The organism is Amycolatopsis sp. NPDC005003 (genome assembly GCF_053600695.1).
Window position 1 is genome coordinate 220,226 of record NZ_JBSGAI010000001.1, and the last position, 15,188, is coordinate 235,413.

Here is a 15,188-nt window from a genome sequence, read left to right on the forward strand (position 1 = left end):
CCTGACCGCTTTGTCCGGTTCGACGGCGACGCTTGACGTGGCCGCGATTCTCTATCCACCTGCGCCGGGAGCGCTTACAGTCTGGCCATCCGGAGCCCCCCATCCGGAGCACCGAGGAGGCCAGCGTTGACCACCCCGCCCGTCGCCGAGCAGACCGAAGGCCAGACGATCCCGCGGCTGCTGCACCGCAACGCGGTCGAGTACCCGGACCTGCCGGCGATCACCTCGCTCGACATCGAAGGACAGCCGACGCTGACCTGGCTGGAGTTCCGCACCGCGATCGCCGAGGTCTCCCGCGGGCTGGCCGGCCTCGGGCTCGCCGCGGGTGACCGGATGCTGATCATGGCACCCGGCTGCCCGGACCACATCGTCGCCGACCTCGCCGCGACGCACCTGTCCGCGATCCCCTGCACCGCCTACGCCACCCTCAGCCCGGACCAGATCCGGTTCGTCGCGCGGCACAGCGCGGCGCCGGTCGTGGTGCTCGGCGGGGCGGACGAGCTGGCGCGCTGGCGACCGGTGCTCGACGACCTGCCGGCGCTGCGCCACCTCGTCGTCATGGACGAGACCGCGATCCCCGAAGGCGACGACCGCTTCCTTTCCCTCGCCGCGCTCCGGGCCCAGGGCCGGGAGGCGCTTGCCGCCGACCCGGACGCGTTCGAACGGTCGTGGCAGGACATCAAGCCGGACGACCCGCTGTCGATGATCTACACCTCCGGCACCACCGGCGACCCGAAGGGGGTCGTGCTTTCGCACCGCAACGCGCTCCACCAGGGGTACGCCGTCACCGAGCTGCACCACCCGCCGATGCACGCGACGAACATCGCGTACCTGCCGCTGGCGCACATCGCCGAGCGGCAGCTGTCGATCTACCTGCCGATCATCTGGGCGGGGCACGTGCACACGCTCGCCGACCCGACCGCGGTCGCCGGCGCGCTCGCCAGGGTGCACCCGCAGAGCTTCTTCGGCGTCCCGCGCGTGTGGGAGAAGATGGTCGCCGGGCTCAAGAACATGCTCGGCGCCGTGCCGGAGGACCGGCGCACCGCGTTGCTGCAGGCGAACGAGCTGCTGCAGCAGGGCTACAAGCTGCGCAGCACCGGGCAGCCGGTGCCCGCGGAGCTGGCCGAGAGGATCCGGCAGGCCGACGAGGCCGTGCTGGCGCCGGTGCGTGCCCTGCTCGGGTTCGACAAGGTGCTCGTCGCCTCCAGCGGCGCGGCCGCCATCCCGGTGGAGATCATCTACTTCCTGGCCGGGCTCGGCATCGAGATCTGCGAGGTCTGGGGACTGTCCGAGACGACGGGCGCGGCGACGTCCAACTCCGGCTCGAACTTCCGCGCGGGCACCGTCGGCAAGCCGCTCGAAGGCGTCGAGGTGAAGGTCGCCGAGGACGGCGAGCTGCTGGTGCGCGGCCCGATCGTCTTCCTCGGCTACCTCCAGGACGACGGCACGATCGCCGACGCCACCGACGCCGACGGCTGGTACGCCACCGGCGACATCGGCACGATCGACGAAGACGGCTTCGTGACGATCACCGACCGCAAGAAGGAACTGATCATCACCTCGAGCGGCAAGAACATCGCGCCGACCCGCGTCGAGAGCCTGCTCAAGGAGCACCCGCTGATCGGCCAGGCGGTCGCGATCGGCGACGACCGGCCGTACGTGACGGCGCTGATCGTGCTCGACGACGAAATCGCCCCCGGCTGGGCGGCGGCGAACGGCGTCGAGGCGTCCCCGGACGAGCTCGCCGCGCACCCCGCGGTGCGGGCCGAGCTGGAACGCGCGGTCGAGTCGGCCAACAGCAGGCTCGCGCGGATCGAGCAGATCAAGCGCTACCACGTGCTGCCGAAGGCGTGGACGCCCGAGTCCGGCGAGCTGACCCCGACGCTCAAGCTCAAGCGCCGGGTGATCAACGACCGGTATTCGGCCGACATCGAGGCCCTCTACGCGGCCACCCGCGACCCGGAGCCGGCCGCCGGCGCCTAGGCGGTGCGCGGCGAGGTCGTCTCCGTCCACTTGCGCAGCCGCGGCGGGACGCGCTTCTCCAGGCCGTAGTTCTCCAGGTGGGCGGAGAAGACCTCGTCGAACGCCTTCTGCACGGTCTCGGTGTCCCACACCGGGCGCTCGAGGATCGGCTGCTTGAGGAACGGCTGGCCCATGATGTGCAGCTGCGGGCCGTTGCACCGGATCATCTGGCCGGTGATGCCCTGCGAGCCCTCGCCGAGCAGGAACAGCACGACCGGCGCGATCCGCGACGGCGTGCGGTCCGGCGGGCAGGCGCGCAGCGAGCGTTCGGACTTCCACACCATCCGGGTGTGCGCGAGCGGGCAGACGGCGTTCACGCGGATCCCGACGTCTTCGAGGTCGAGCGCCCAGGAATAGGTGAGGGAGGCGACCGCGCCCTTGCTCGCCGCGTACACGCCGAGCTTGCGCTGCCCGAGCGATGCGCCGGAGGAGATGTTGACGATCGAGCCGCCCGTGCCGGCGTCGACCATCGCCTTGATCGCGGCCAGGCCGGTGTTCACCACGCCGAGGACGTTGACCGCGACGAGCTCCCGCGCCTGCTCGGCGTCGTCCTCCCAGGGCAGCGCCTCGTAGTTCAGCCCCGCGTTGTTGACCAGCCCGTCGATCCCGCCGAACTCCTTGACGCAGAGGTCGACGATCTCCTGCGCCTCGCCCGCCTCGGCCACGCTGTGCCCGCTCGCGACGGCGCGGCCGCCGTGCGCGCGGATGTTCTCCGCGGTCCGCTCCGCCAGCTCGGCGTCGACGTCGTTGACCACCACCGCCCCGCCCTCGCGCGCGACGTGCACCGCGAACGCCTCGCCAAGGCCCCGGCCCGCACCGGTGACCACGACCGCCTTGCCCTGCATCAACCCGTCCATTGCTCTCCCCGATCTGCAGCGCCGGCGGCGCGCGGTCCGTCCACCCCGGCCGGCTCACTCTCCAGTCTTGGCCCATTCGGTCCAACGCGGCATCGGCGCGACGACGAGCGGCCGCCGCCTTGCGCCGAGCGAGTCCGGATCGATCAGTCGGGACGTACCCGCGGGCCGGTCACGAGGGGGTGACCGGAGGCGGTTTCCGGCGACACCGGGGCGTAACCGGCGGCATACTGTGGGTGCTTCCCGGTGGCCGACCGTGACTCCCCCGGATGGGGTCGTCACCGGAGAGGCACAATGCGGACGGTTCATGTTCACTCGATCGGGGGACGGTGGTGACGAGGTGACAACACGCGCGAAACCCCGGCTCCGGGCCGTCCTGGCCAACCGCGAGTTCCGCGCGCTGTGGTTCGCCGAAACGCAGTCGATGCTGGGTGACCAGCTGACCATCGTCGCGCTGGCCATCCTCACGTTCGAGCGCACCGGCTCGCCGCTGCTCTCGGCCGTCGTCTACTCGCTGACGTTCCTGCCCGCGCTCGCCGGCGGGCTCGGGCTGTCCCAGCTCGCCGACCGGTTCCCCCGCCGCGCGGTGCTGGTGGCCGGCTCGCTCGCGCAGGCCGTGCTGATCGGGCTGATGGCCCTGCCCGGGATGCCGATGGGCTGGGTGTTCGCGCTCTTCGTCCTCGCCAGGCTGGCGAACGCGCCCGGCAACGCGGCGCAGAACGCGCTCGGCCGCGAGATCTTCGCCGGCGACGACGTCTACCTGCAGAGCCAGGACCTGCGCGGGATCACGAACAACACCGCGATGCTGGCCGGCCTGGCCGCCGGCGGGCTGCTGGTGACCACGATCGGGACGTCGTGGGCGCTGGCGATCGACGCGCTGACGTTCCTGGTGGCCGCCGTCGCCGTGCGGCTGCTGGTGCTGCGCCGGCCGGCCGCGGGCAATGGCGGCGCCCCGTGGTTCGGCGCCGTCCGGCAGGTTTTCGGCGACGAACGGCTGCGGGTGCTGCTCTACCTGTCCTGGCTCGTCGGCCTGGCGGTGATCCCGGAAGGCCTCGCGGCGCCGCTCGCCGCGCAGCTCGACGCGGGTGACCAGGCGGTCGGCTGGCTGCTGGCCGCCGACCCGCTGGGCTTCGTCGCCGGGACGTTCCTGCTCTCGCGGTTCGTCACGACCGAGCACCGCCGCAAGCTGCTGGGTGTGCTGGCCGCGCTGCCGCTGGCCGCGCTGGCGGCGTTCGCGCTGCGGCCGAACCTGGCGGGCGCGCTGCTCCTGCTCGCGCTGGCGGGCGCGACGGGCGCGTACGTCATCACCGTGTCGGCCACGTTCATCACGTGGGTGCCGAACGACATCCGGGGCAGCGCGGGCGGCCTGTACCGGACCGGGCTGCGGGTCGCCCAGGGCGTGGGCGTCGGCCTGGGCGGGCTGGTCGCGCAGGCAGTGGGTTCCGCGCACACGACCATCGCGCTGGCCGGCGCGGTGGGGCTGCTGCTGGCCGTGCCGGTGGCGTTCGCCTGGCGCCGGGTGGGCGGGACGGAACCGCAACCGTGGCCGTCATGAGCGCCAGGTCCCACCTCCGGGTACGGCCAAGATCATGAATGGCATTCGCGGACGTCGCGGGTGACAATTCGAGGGTGGTTCAGAAGTCGCGGTTGCTCATGGGGGCCACCTCCATGCGGGGAGTCTCGCAGAACCTTTTGCGCCGCGTTCGCCGGCAGTTACTCCGGGACCTTGGCCGGTCCGTTGCTGTGGGATGGTACCCGGCCACGGAATGCGTGAACACTCTGCCAGGTACCGATGAGATTACTCAAGGGCGAGACTAGGCTGGAAAGGAGGTGACCAATTGCATCCAGGACCGGACGGTGACCCGGCCGCACCAGGCGAACCGGGCGGCGGGCAGGCGGCGCGGCCGGAAAGCGCTGCCGAGCCGGGCGTGACCACCGGTACGCCCGCGACCACGACCGGTGGTCCCCGGGGCCGCCACGCGTACTGGCCGGGCAACTGGGCGCTCTGGCGCCGCCGGCCGGTGCAGGTCGCGTTCATGCTGACGGCCGAAGCCGTCGCGGTCGCGGTTCTCGCCGTCTCGTTCGCGCGCTCGCCGATTCCGTCCGGAAACGACTGGATCAATTTCGCAATACTGGCCGCCGGCGCCACCGTCCACATTCAACTGACCCAGCGCCAGGAAGAACGGCGGCGCAACCGGACCAAAACGGTGCTGATCGACCTCACCGCCGTGTGGACGTTTTCCGCGGCGATGATACTGCCGGTACCGCTCATCCTTTTCGTCATCGCCGTGATCCGGTTGCAACACTGGTTCATCGCGCGACGGCCGGCCCACAACTTCATTTTTTCGTCCATCACGCACGGCCTGGCCGGCGCGCTCGCCCACCTCACCTACACGGCGCTCGGGCCGCACCTGCTCGGCCGTCCGGGGTGGGGCGACTTCCTCCGCGAGTTCGGCACCATCGTCGTCACCGGGGCCATCTACGAAGCGATCCAGATCGCGTACGTGGGCGGGGTCCTGCTGCTCGGATCCCCCGCCGGGCGCACGGTTCGTAACGTGCTGGGGAGCCCGGCCGACAACATGCTCGAAGCGATCACCATCGGCCTCGGCGCGGTGACCGCGATCCTGCTCGCCGCCGTCCCGCCGATGGTGGCGGTGATGGCCGTGGTCACCGTCGTCTTCAATCGCCTCGCCGAACTCGATCAGCTCCAGAACGACGTCCGGACCGACCCGAAAACGGGCATTCTCAACATGCGCGGCTGGTCGGAGGCGGCCGAGCGGGCACTTGAGCGGACCGCTCGATCGGGTGATCAACTGGCGCTGCTGATGGTCGATCTGGACCACTTCAAGTGGATTAACGACACCTATGGACATCCGGCGGGCGACGACGTGCTGCGCACCGTTGCGCAAACGCTCGACGAAGTGACCAGACCGAGCGACTTGGTCGGCCGTTTCGGCGGTGAGGAATTCCTCGTTCTGCTGCCGGACATCGACGAAGAGGCGACCTGGGACGCCGCCGAGCGCATCCGCATCGCGGTCGCCAAGCTGCACATGGTGACGACGGACAAGCGCGGCGACCCGGCGACCATCGCCGACCGGACGACGTCGATCGGCGTGGCCCGCCACCCCCGCCACGGCGACACCCTCGAGCGCCTCCTCCAGTCCGCCGACGCGGCGGTCTACCTGGCGAAGGAGAACGGCCGCGACCAGGTCTGCTTCGCCCCGGACCCGGTCACGCCCCCAGCCGAACGGTGAGTTCGAGCTTGACGAGCACCTCGGTCGAGCTCCCGGCGGCGGTGGGTTCCAGCCGGAGCCGTTCGCCCCGGTAGCCGGCGGACTCCAGCCGCAGGACGCTCGCGCCGGGAGCGGGCCGGGGGTGGCACCAGTGCCGGACGGTCCCGGTGCCGGCGTCGTCCACGGCCAGGAGGAGGTACTCGTGGCCGAGGTCGTCGGTGATCCGGCCGAGGCCGGTCCACCACAGGGCGCGGAGGGTGAGGCCGTCGCCGTCGCGGACGAGTTCGACCGGTGGGTCGGCGTGCACGTCGACCTGGAAGCCGTCGTCGGTGAGGCGCACCGAGCGGGCGTGCAGGAAGGCTCTGCCACCGGGGTGCCGGCCACCCGGCCCCGACGGCAAGCCGGATCGACGGTCCGCACCGCCGGTCGGGCCACCCGACCCGGACGGCGAGCCCGACCGCCCCGCCACACCGCTTCCGAGGCCGGCCGGCCCGCCCGCGCCGGCCTCCGAGCCGGGCGGATCGCCATCCGCGCGTGGTCCGCCCGCACCCTGGTCCGGCCAGGGCAGCAGCACTTCCCGCCCGCGCGCCACGGCGTCGACCTCCGGCAGCAGCTCCGCCACCGCCAGCTCCGCCGCCCGCCGGCCGTCCTCCTCGTCCGGGGTCTCGCGCACCCCGCGCAGTTCCCCCGCCAGTATCCGGTGCCCGCGCACCTCGGCCCAGGCCAGCGCCGCCGTGCGCAGGCCCGGCTCGGTCTCCAGCCGGTCGCGCAGGCGCCGCCGCGGGCGGACTCTGCCGAACCGGGCGGCCCTGACCAGCCGGGCGGACTCCGGACGGCCCGCGTCGAAGAACCCGGTCATCGCCCGGTCGAGCGACCGCAGCTGGGCGGCCAGCACCGCCTCGGCGACCGGCCCGGGATGGGCCGCGGCCAGCTCCGACGGCGCGCAGTCGTGCAGCGCCTCGGTGATCACTCGCAGCTCCGGCGTGCGCGGCGTGCGCAGGCGGGCGCCGGGGGCGAGCCGGCGCAGTGCGCGCACGGTGTTCTCGGCGGGCACGGCGAACTCGGTCGAGCGCACTGCTGCCTCCTGGTCGCCGCGCCCCCTCGCCCCAGTCTCACCAGGTCCTCCCCGGCGCGGAAGGGAAGAACGGGCAGCCGTCCGGGCAGCCTGCGGGAAACCGCAAGGCAAGACTGCGGTTATCCCCATGTCGGCCCCACGGCGGGGCTGGCACCCTTGAACCCATGCCGGCCCCGACCGATCCGATCCGCACCCGCCGACCCTGGTCGACGTCGGGCTGGCTGCTGCTCGTCCTGCTGGTCGTCTTCGCCTTCGGGCTGATCGCCTCGCGGCCGCCGTCGCCGCCGGACCAGGGCCCGCCCACCGGTGACGTGCTGGCCGCGCAGAACGCCGTCGAGGCGCTGGTCCACCCCGGCCCGCACCCCGACGCGCTCGCCCGGCTGCCGAAGGACTTCACCGCGCTCAGCGGCGTAACCCCGGGCGCGATGCCGGCGCGCGATGGCACGGTCCGCGCCGTGCACGTCGACGGCGGCTGCTCGACACCGTGGGGCGACGACAACACGAAGTGGGACTACGCCGTGCCGTGCAAGGCTCACGACCTCGGCTACGACCTGCTCCGGTACGCCGACCGCAAGGGCCACCCGCTCGGCCCGGAGGCCCGGGAGGCGCTGGACGACCGGCTGTCCTACGACATGCACCACGCCTGCGACCTGAACCCGATGAACTCGGCGCTCACCTGCCGGGTCGTCGCCTCCTTCTACTCGGCCGGGCTGGTCGTCAACTCGTGGCACCAGCGCTGGGGCCCGCCGGTCGGCGACCCGATCGGCCCGATGGTCGCCGGGGTGCTGGTGATCGGCTGCCTGCTGGTCTTCCGGCTGCGCGGCTGGCTGCGGGCCCGGCGCGAGCCGCGGGCGCCCGTGCCCGCCGCCGCTCCCGCGGAGGTCAGCCGGTGGGCGTTGCTCGGCGCCGGCGGGGTCGTCCTCCTGCTGCTCGGCGAGTCGGTGACGGCGCTCGCGCACTGGGCCGGTGCCCCCGAGCCGACGCTGTGGCCGCTGACCTGGCTCGTCCAGCTCGCCCCGCTGATCTTCTTCGCCGGCGGCCACGCCAACGCGGCCGGCTGGCGCGCCGAGCAGGAAGCGGGCGGTGGCTACCGCCACTACCTGGCCGAACGCGCGAGCCCGCTGCTGCGGCCGGCGTTGATCTTCGCGGTCGTCGCGTTGCTGACGCCGCTCGCGCTCGAACTCCTCGGCAGCCCGGCGGGCACGACCGCGACGGTGATGCGGATCGCACTGCACCCGCTCTGGCTGCTCGGCGTCTACCTGCTGACGATCGTCTGCGCGCCGCCGCTGCTGGCCCTGCACCGCCGGGCGCCGGTGAGCGCGGCCACCGGGCTGCTCGCGCTGGTCGCCGTCGGGGAGCTGGCCGCGAGCTGGTCCGGTTCGCCGTTGCCGCGCTACGCGGCGACGTTCGCCATCGCCCTGCTCGCCCAGCAGCTCGCCTTCGCGCACGCCGACGGTGTCCGGCCTTCGCGGCGGCTGCTCGCCGCGGCCGCCGCCACCGGGGTCGCGGGGCTCGCCGGGATGAGCGTCCTGCGGGACGGGCCACCCGTCCTGCTCGGCAGCCCCGGCGCGCCCGCCGCGTTCTCCGCCCCGCCGTGGGGCGTGCTGCTGCTCGGCCTGGTCCAGCTTGGCGTGCTCGGGCTGCTGGCCCGCCCGCTGGGCAGGCTCGGCGACCGGCCCGGTGTCGCTCGCGCCTGCCGCCTCGTCCTGCGCGCGCCGATGAGCCTCTACCTGGCGTTTCTCGCCGCGATGCTGCTGCTGGTCGCCGTGGTGTACCTGCCCGGCCGGATCGCCGACGGGCTCAGCTGGCTGATCCGACCGCGCACGCTGGTCGCCGTCGGGCTGCTCGCGGTGCCCGCGACGCTGGTCTTCTGGTGGTTCGAACGGCACACCCACGGTGCGCGGCAGCCGCGCGCGGCCGACCACCCCGGCCGCCGGACGGCGGTGCTCACCCGGGCCGCGGCCGGGCTCGGCATCGGCTACGCGACGCTGGGTGTGTTCGGCTTCGCGCTGACCCGCTTCGGCGGGGTGGCCGCCGACGCCGACCTGCTGGGCCTGCGGCTCGACCCGATCCAGAGCCTGGTGCACCTGCTGCTCGGGGTCTTCCTGCTGCACACGATCCGGATCGGGGCCGGCGCGGCCACCGGCACCTGGCTGGCCACGGCGCTCGCCTGCGCGCCCTCGCTGCTGTTCGCCGCCGACGGCAGCACGCCCGGCTTCCTCGGCGTCACGCTCCACGCGGTCACGGCCGCGTTCGCCCTGCTGGCCGCCGCCGGCACGCTCATCCCGGCCCGGCCGCCGGCAAGCGCGGCGTCGTGACCAGGCGAAACCGTCGGACGTGCGCGAAACTGGGTGGCACGGAACACATTCACAGGGGGATGTGTAACGCTACGGCAACCAGGGGAAGCACCATGCGTCCCATCATTGGCACCACCCGATCGATGGAGTGAGGAGTCGCCCGCGTGGACCACCCGCCTCGGAACGGGCAAGGCGGCCGCCGCCCCGCCCGGCCCTGGCAGGACGAGCCAGGCCGGGACGACGCACGACGCGGTACGCCGCCGCGTCGCCCCGCACCGCGCCGCGAGCCGGCGGACGCGCGCCGCGTCGCCCCGCCGCCGTCCGGCCGCCGGCAGCCCCGCCCCGCCCCGCGCGCCCGCCGCAACTCCTTCCGCGGCGCGAAGGTCGCGCTGGCCGTCGTCTCGCTGCTGGTGATGGGCCTCACCGGGTACGCCTGGGCGGCCATGCAGGGCCTGGTCAACGGGCTCAACTACACGAACGTGATCAGCGACGGCGGCGGTGGCGAGAAGCCCGCCGACGGCGCCCGCGACATCCTGCTGGTCGGCCTGGACAGCCGCACCGACGCCCAGGGCAACCCGCTGCCGCGCGAGGTGCTCGACGAGCTGCGCGCCGGCGACGCCGACGGCGAGCTCAACACCGACTCGCTGATCTTCGTGCACATCCCCAACGACGGCAGCAAGGCCGTCGCGATCTCGCTGCCGCGCGACGCCTACGTCGACATCCCGGGCGGCTACGGCAAGCACAAGATCAACTCGGCGTACGCGCGGGCGATGCTGGCGGCCCGCAAGGACCTGCAGAAACAGGGCGTCACCGATCCGAAGGAGCTCGACGTCAAGGCCAACCAGGCCGGGGCGAAGGAGCTGATCGAGACCGTCCAGAAGCTCACCGGCTCCACGATCGACAACTACGCCGCGGTGAACCTGCTCGGCTTCAGCGAGATCACCAAGGCCATCGGCGGCGTCGACGTCTGCCTGAACAACAACGTCAAGGACCAGTACTCGGGCGCGAACTTCACCAAGGGCCAGCACACGATCTCCGGCGTCGAAGCCCTCGAGTTCGTCCGGCAGCGCCACGGCCTGCCCAACGGCGACCTCGACCGGGTCGTCCGCCAGCAGGTGTTCATGGCCGGCATGGCGCGCAAGGTGCTCTCGGCAGGAACGCTGACCAACCCGGGCAAGCTCAACGACCTGATCGAGGCGATCAAGAAGTCGGTCGTGCTCAACCAGAACTGGGACATCCTCGGGTTCGCCCAGCAGATGAAGGGCCTGACCGGCGGCCAGCTCGAGTTCCGCACCATCCCGGTGAAGAACATCGACTACAAGACCCCCGAAGACGGCTCGGCCATCCAGGTCGACCCCGTCGAGGTGAAGCAGTTCGTGCAGGGCCTCGCCGGGCCGCAGCCGGGCCAGTCGGCCCCGCCCGCCCAGCAGGCCGACCCCGCGAACAAGGCGACCACGGTCGACGTCCGCAACGCCTCCGGCCGCACCGGACTCGCGGCGGGCGTCGCCAAGACCCTCGAGAGCAAGGGCTTCACCTCCGGCGACACGGCCAACGCGACCGCGCGCAAGACCACGGTGATCTGGGTGCCGAAGGGCGGCAAGGACAAGGGCCAGGCCGTCGCGGACGCACTCGGCGGCTCGCCGACGATCCAAGAGGACAAGAGCGTGCCCGCGGGCCACGTGACGGTGTTCCTCGGCGCCGACTACCAGGGCACGACCTCCGACGCGAGCTCGGGCGCCGGCGCCGCGGGCGCGACGTCGCAGGCAGCCGCACCCCCGCCGGCCTCCTCCGACGAGGAGAAGCCGATCACCGCCGAGGGCGTTCCGTGCGTGAACTGAGCCGGTCAGCGAGCCATCGTTAACCCATTCGGCCTAACTCGCGCAATCGGTATCAAAGACATGCGCGAAATCGCGTAAGGGCCGGGCCCCAGCGCACTTACATACACGTGAGGGTGCACCTGCACGGGAAGCTTCACGCTCGTGCGGTGCCGTGGGAGCGCACGGCAGGGGACATTGATGTGCTGATCGACGCTGAGGAGTACCAGCGGATACTCGGAGACGAGCTCCGCAAGCTCCGGCGCAGCCGAGGGTGGACGCGCAAGGAGCTGAACCAGCACTTGCAGAGCGAGATCTCGCTGCAGACGCTGGCCACCTACGAACTGGGCACCAGACAGTGCTCGGTGGTGCGCCTGGTGGAGCTGTGCGTCGCGATGGACGAGCTGCCCCAGGACCTGCTGGCCAAGGTGCACCGCCGGGTGTTCCTCGACGAGCCCGGCCGGGTCCGCGTCGACCTGCGCAAGGTCGTCGCCGACGCCCCGGCCGACCTGCTGCCGCTGCGCCGCTGGGCCGAGGACCGCCTGCGGCAGGCCGGCGAGCAGAGCGGCGCCGAGGTCGCCCTCGACCTGCCCGCCCTCGAGCGCATGGCCGAGCTGTGCAGCCTGCCGACCGTGGAGCTGATCGGCCGCCTCCGCCGCTACACCTCCCGCTGATCCCCCGGGCCGGGGCCCTCACCACCTCCCTCGGTGAGGGCCCCGGACCGGGTCAGCCGACCAGGAAGTCCTCGCGCCGCACCTTCCGGGTGTCCAGCCAGTACCGCCAGGTGAAGCCGGGCCAGATCGTCCGGTTGACGCCCTTCGCGTCCAGGTACCAGCTCTTGCAGCCCCCGCGGGTCCAGATGCCCTTCGCGAGCTTGCGCTGGATCCGCGCGTTGAACCGCTCCTGCACCTCGGGCTTCGGCTCGATCGCCCGGCCGCGGGCCAGCCGCAGCGCTTCGGCGACGTAGGAGACCTGGGCCTCGATCATGAACACGACCGAGTTGTGCCCCAGGCCGGTGTTCGGGCCGAGCAGGAAGAACAGGTTCGGGAACCCGGCGACGGTGATGCCCAGGTGCGTGCGCATCCCCTCGGTCGCCCACTCCTTGCCGAGGTTGCGCCCGTCGCGGCCGATGATCTCCAGGTCGTCGAAGGCGTCGGTGACGTGGAAGCCGGTGCCGTAGATGAGGACGTCGGCCTCGTGCTCGACACCCGCGGCGTCGACGACGCTGTGCTGGCGGACCTCTCGCACGCCGTCGGTCACGACGTCGACGTTGTCCCGCGCCAGCGCCGGGTAGTAGTCGTTGGAGACGAGCACGCGCTTGCAGCCCATCGTGTAATCCGGGGTGACCTTGCGCCGCAGCTGCGGGTCCTTGATCGCGCGGTCGATGTGGTGCTCGGCGATCCGCTGCCCGAGCTTCATCACCCACGACTGGCCGTTGAAGCCGATCGCCCGCGCTTCGAGCAGCCAGTAGAGCAGCGTGCGGTACGCGCGCTGGGCCGGCGGGAACGCCTTGAACAGCGCGCGCGTGCGGCCGGACATCTCGTGGTCGGCCTTCGGCATGATCCACGGCGGCGTCCGCTGGAACAGCGTCAGCTCCGCCACCTCGGGCGCGATCTCCGGCACGAACTGGACCGCGCTGGCACCGGTGCCGATGACGGCGACCTTCTTGCCCGCGAGGTCGACGTCGTGCCGCCACCGCGCCGAGTGGTAGGCCGGGCCCTCGAACCGCTCGATCCCGGGCAGCTCGGGGATCATCGGCAGGTGGAGCGCGCCGACCCCGGCGACCAGGGCGGCCGCGGTGAACTCGTCGCCGCCCCTTGTGGCGACGTGCCAGCGGTTCTCCTCGGCGTCCCACCGGGCACCGGTCATTTCCTGGCCGAACCGGATGAACCGGCGCAGGTCGTGCTTGTCGGCGACCTCGCGCAGGTACCGCCAGATCTCCGGCTGCGGCGAGTAGGCCCGCGACCAGCCCGGGTTCTGCTCGAAGGAGAACGAGTACATGTGCGACGGGATGTCGCAGGCGCAGCCCGGGTAGCTGTTGTCGCGCCACGTGCCGCCGACGTCGTGGGCCTTTTCGAGGATGACGAAGTCCTCGCGGCCTTCCTTGCGCAGCTGGATCGCCATGCCGAGACCGGAGAAGCCGGTCCCGACGATGACGACCCCGGTCTCCGTGCGGTTGCCCATGACGCCTCCGGGTTCCTGTTACTCGTCGTCCATCTTACTGTGAGTAGGTTACCAGCGGTAGAGTGCGACCCGTGACCACCGCGAAGCGCAAGCGCATGCCCCGAGCCGACCGGATGCGGCAGATGATCGAGGTCGCCGAGCAGGTCTTTTCGGCACGCGGCTACGCGGCGGCGTCCATGGACGAGATCGCCGAACTGGTGGGCGTCTCGAAGCCGATGCTCTACGAGTACTTCAACTCGAAGGAGGGCCTGCTGCTGGCCTGCATCCGGGAGTCGCGGGCGGTGCTGCGCGAGGTCACCGAACAGGCGACGGTGGGCGCGGTGGACGCCGAGGACGCGCTGCGGCGCGGCCTGCTCGCCTTCTTCGTCTTCATCCGGGAGCGGCGCCAGGCGTGGTCGCTGCTGCGGCACGAGATGGTGCTGATCGGCACCCCGGCCGCCGACGAGGTCGGAGAGACCCGCCGCCAGCAGACCGACCTCATCGCCGCGCTGATGAGCGGCCACTTCGACAACGGGGACGACCTGAGGGCCGAAGCGGCCGCGGAATTCGTGGTCGGAGCGTGCGAACGGCTCGCGATCTGGTGCGAGCGGCACGACGAAGTGAGCCCCGAGCTGGCCACGGAATACGCCATGGACGTGCTGTGGAGCGGCCTGCGGGACCGCGCGCGTTAGCCGGCACGCGCATTAGGCCATGAGCTGACTACTCAGAGTTATCGTGTCTTGTAACACAGAGTTGCTCTACTGTTCTTCCGACACGGTAGAAAGTCTGCTGGACCTTCACGGCCGGAGGAGGGGCGAGGGAGCCGCGTCACGATCGGGCGGTGACCGCGTCACGGTTGTGTAAGGATGCTGGTGAGGGAGAGGGGCGTGAGGCAGATGGTGGAAACGATCACGGCGACGTACGTCCAGGAAGACGCCGACTGGGCCATCAAGGTCAGCGGCCTCGGCAAGGAGCTGACCGCCCGCGAGCCCGGCATCATCGCCGCGCGCGACCGGGCCGACCAGCTGGTCGAGGAGCTCGCCGGCGACGCCAAGACGACGGTGGTGCACCTGCTCAACGGGAGTGCGCTGGACTTCACCAGCGCGTACATGACGGCCCGGCTGACGCTCCCGAAGCTGCCGCCGCTCGAGGTCCCGCCGCCGGGCAGCGTGCCGAAGCAGCAGACCCCGGAGTCGGCGGGCAAGAAGCCCCAGCTGCCGCCGAGCAAGCAGCTCCCGAAGGCGGTCGAAGACCGCAAGGCGCCGGCGCCCGCCGCCGAGAGCAAGGCGAGCAAGGCGCCGGCGAAACAGGCCTGAGCGCTACTTCAGCAGCTTGCGCACCAGCAGGACCAGCACGAGGACGCCCGCACCGATCAGCGGGAACTTGACCTTGGGGTTGTCCAGCTTGGCGCGCACGCCGTCCTTGGCCGCGTCGGCGAGCTTCTTCGGGTCGGCCTTGACGGTCAGCTGGTCGAGCGTCGCCGCCAGGGCGGTCCTAGCCTGCTCGATCTCACGCTCGATCGTCTCGGGATCGCGGGCCACGTGTCCTCCTCGCCGCATGGGACTTCCAGGCCCCAACTTAGTCGACCGCCCCGCCGCCGCCGCACGGGCCACGCCGCACGCTACGCTTCGGAAGGCCGCGGGCCCGTAGCCCAATTGGCAGAGGCACATGGTTTAGGTCCATGCCAGTGAGAGTTCGAGTCTCTCCGGGCCCACGCGGGGGTTGGGCGA

The 15,188-nt window shown here is 71.9% G+C and carries 12 protein-coding genes and 1 tRNA gene; 9 read left to right on the plus strand and 4 right to left on the minus strand.

The window, feature by feature from the left end:
- Nucleotides 1-126: 126 nt before the first annotated feature.
- Nucleotides 127-1,983: an AMP-dependent synthetase/ligase gene (locus ACWED2_RS01020; RefSeq protein WP_449688379.1), complete on the plus strand. Its 1,857-nt coding sequence runs from the start codon at nucleotides 127-129 to the stop codon at nucleotides 1,981-1,983.
- Here ACWED2_RS01020 and ACWED2_RS01025 read toward each other — a convergent pair.
- Nucleotides 1,980-2,879, minus strand: a complete 900-nt coding sequence (locus ACWED2_RS01025; RefSeq protein WP_449688380.1) for an SDR family NAD(P)-dependent oxidoreductase — start codon at nucleotides 2,877-2,879, stop codon at nucleotides 1,980-1,982. The genes ACWED2_RS01020 and ACWED2_RS01025 overlap by 4 nt on opposite strands.
- Before the next feature lie 304 nt (nucleotides 2,880-3,183).
- Between ACWED2_RS01025 and ACWED2_RS01030 the strand changes: the two genes are divergently transcribed.
- Nucleotides 3,184-4,431: an MFS transporter gene (locus tag ACWED2_RS01030; protein ID WP_449688381.1), complete on the plus strand. Its 1,248-nt coding sequence runs from the start codon at nucleotides 3,184-3,186 to the stop codon at nucleotides 4,429-4,431.
- 283 nt (nucleotides 4,432-4,714) lie between these two features.
- On the plus strand, nucleotides 4,715-6,130 hold the full coding sequence (locus tag ACWED2_RS01035) for a GGDEF domain-containing protein (protein ID WP_449688382.1): 1,416 nt from the start codon (nucleotides 4,715-4,717) through the stop codon (nucleotides 6,128-6,130).
- Here the strand turns inward: ACWED2_RS01035 and ACWED2_RS01040 are convergent.
- Nucleotides 6,108-7,184 carry a hypothetical protein gene (locus tag ACWED2_RS01040; RefSeq protein WP_449688383.1) on the minus strand — a complete coding sequence of 359 codons (1,077 nt, stop codon included), beginning with the start codon at nucleotides 7,182-7,184 and terminating at the stop codon, nucleotides 6,108-6,110. The two genes, ACWED2_RS01035 and ACWED2_RS01040, sit on opposite strands and share 23 nt — an antisense overlap.
- Nucleotides 7,185-7,348: 164 nt before the next feature.
- Here ACWED2_RS01040 and ACWED2_RS01045 point away from each other — a divergent pair, with 164 nt between their 5' ends.
- The 3 genes from ACWED2_RS01045 (at nucleotide 7,349) to ACWED2_RS01055 (ending at nucleotide 11,969) form a co-directional block, all read left to right on the plus strand.
- Complete coding sequence (locus tag ACWED2_RS01045) at nucleotides 7,349-9,502, plus strand: phospholipase A2 (RefSeq protein WP_449688384.1); 2,154 nt, start codon at nucleotides 7,349-7,351, stop codon at nucleotides 9,500-9,502.
- A gap of 143 nt (nucleotides 9,503-9,645) precedes the next feature.
- The gene (locus ACWED2_RS01050) at nucleotides 9,646-11,319 is read left to right on the plus strand and encodes an LCP family protein (RefSeq protein WP_449688385.1); all 1,674 of its coding nucleotides are present in this window, start codon (nucleotides 9,646-9,648) and stop codon (nucleotides 11,317-11,319) included.
- A gap of 179 nt (nucleotides 11,320-11,498) precedes the next feature.
- On the plus strand, nucleotides 11,499-11,969 hold the full coding sequence (locus ACWED2_RS01055) for a helix-turn-helix domain-containing protein (RefSeq protein ID WP_449688386.1): 471 nt from the start codon (nucleotides 11,499-11,501) through the stop codon (nucleotides 11,967-11,969).
- A gap of 52 nt (nucleotides 11,970-12,021) precedes the next feature.
- Here the strand turns inward: ACWED2_RS01055 and ACWED2_RS01060 are convergent, their stop codons facing one another.
- Nucleotides 12,022-13,479: a flavin-containing monooxygenase gene (locus tag ACWED2_RS01060; RefSeq protein WP_449688387.1), complete on the minus strand. Its 1,458-nt coding sequence runs from the start codon at nucleotides 13,477-13,479 to the stop codon at nucleotides 12,022-12,024.
- A gap of 113 nt (nucleotides 13,480-13,592) precedes the next feature.
- Between ACWED2_RS01060 and ACWED2_RS01065 the strand changes: the two genes are divergently transcribed.
- Entirely contained in the window at nucleotides 13,593-14,150 is a 558-nt protein-coding gene (locus ACWED2_RS01065) for a TetR/AcrR family transcriptional regulator (protein WP_449688635.1), read from the plus strand.
- A gap of 204 nt (nucleotides 14,151-14,354) precedes the next feature.
- Nucleotides 14,355-14,774 carry a hypothetical protein gene (locus ACWED2_RS01070; RefSeq protein ID WP_449688636.1) on the plus strand — a complete coding sequence of 140 codons (420 nt, stop codon included), beginning with the start codon at nucleotides 14,355-14,357 and terminating at the stop codon, nucleotides 14,772-14,774.
- Nucleotides 14,775-14,777: 3 nt separating this feature from the next.
- Here the strand turns inward: ACWED2_RS01070 and ACWED2_RS01075 are convergent, their stop codons facing one another.
- The gene (locus ACWED2_RS01075) at nucleotides 14,778-14,999 is read right to left on the minus strand and encodes a DUF3618 domain-containing protein (protein WP_004559246.1); all 222 of its coding nucleotides are present in this window, start codon (nucleotides 14,997-14,999) and stop codon (nucleotides 14,778-14,780) included.
- Nucleotides 15,000-15,098: 99 nt separating this feature from the next.
- On the opposite strand from ACWED2_RS01075, the gene ACWED2_RS01080 reads away from it, so the two are divergent.
- Nucleotides 15,099-15,172: transfer RNA gene (locus ACWED2_RS01080), tRNA-Leu, on the plus strand.
- Nucleotides 15,173-15,188 lie beyond the last annotated feature (16 nt).

Bases quoted from the DNA above. Each gene is read 5' to 3' on its own strand.
- ACWED2_RS01025 (WP_449688380.1), bottom strand. From the start codon at position 2,879: ATGGACGGGTTGATGCAGGGCAAGGCGGTCGTGGTCACCGGTGCGGGC.
- ACWED2_RS01030 (WP_449688381.1), top strand. From the start codon at position 3,184: ATGTTCACTCGATCGGGGGACGGTGGTGACGAGGTGACAACACGCGCG.
- ACWED2_RS01045 (WP_449688384.1), top strand. From the start codon at position 7,349: ATGCCGGCCCCGACCGATCCGATCCGCACCCGCCGACCCTGGTCGACG.
- ACWED2_RS01060 (WP_449688387.1), bottom strand. From the start codon at position 13,479: ATGGGCAACCGCACGGAGACCGGGGTCGTCATCGTCGGGACCGGCTTC.
- ACWED2_RS01065 (WP_449688635.1), top strand. From the start codon at position 13,593: ATGCGGCAGATGATCGAGGTCGCCGAGCAGGTCTTTTCGGCACGCGGC.
- ACWED2_RS01070 (WP_449688636.1), top strand. From the start codon at position 14,355: ATGGTGGAAACGATCACGGCGACGTACGTCCAGGAAGACGCCGACTGG.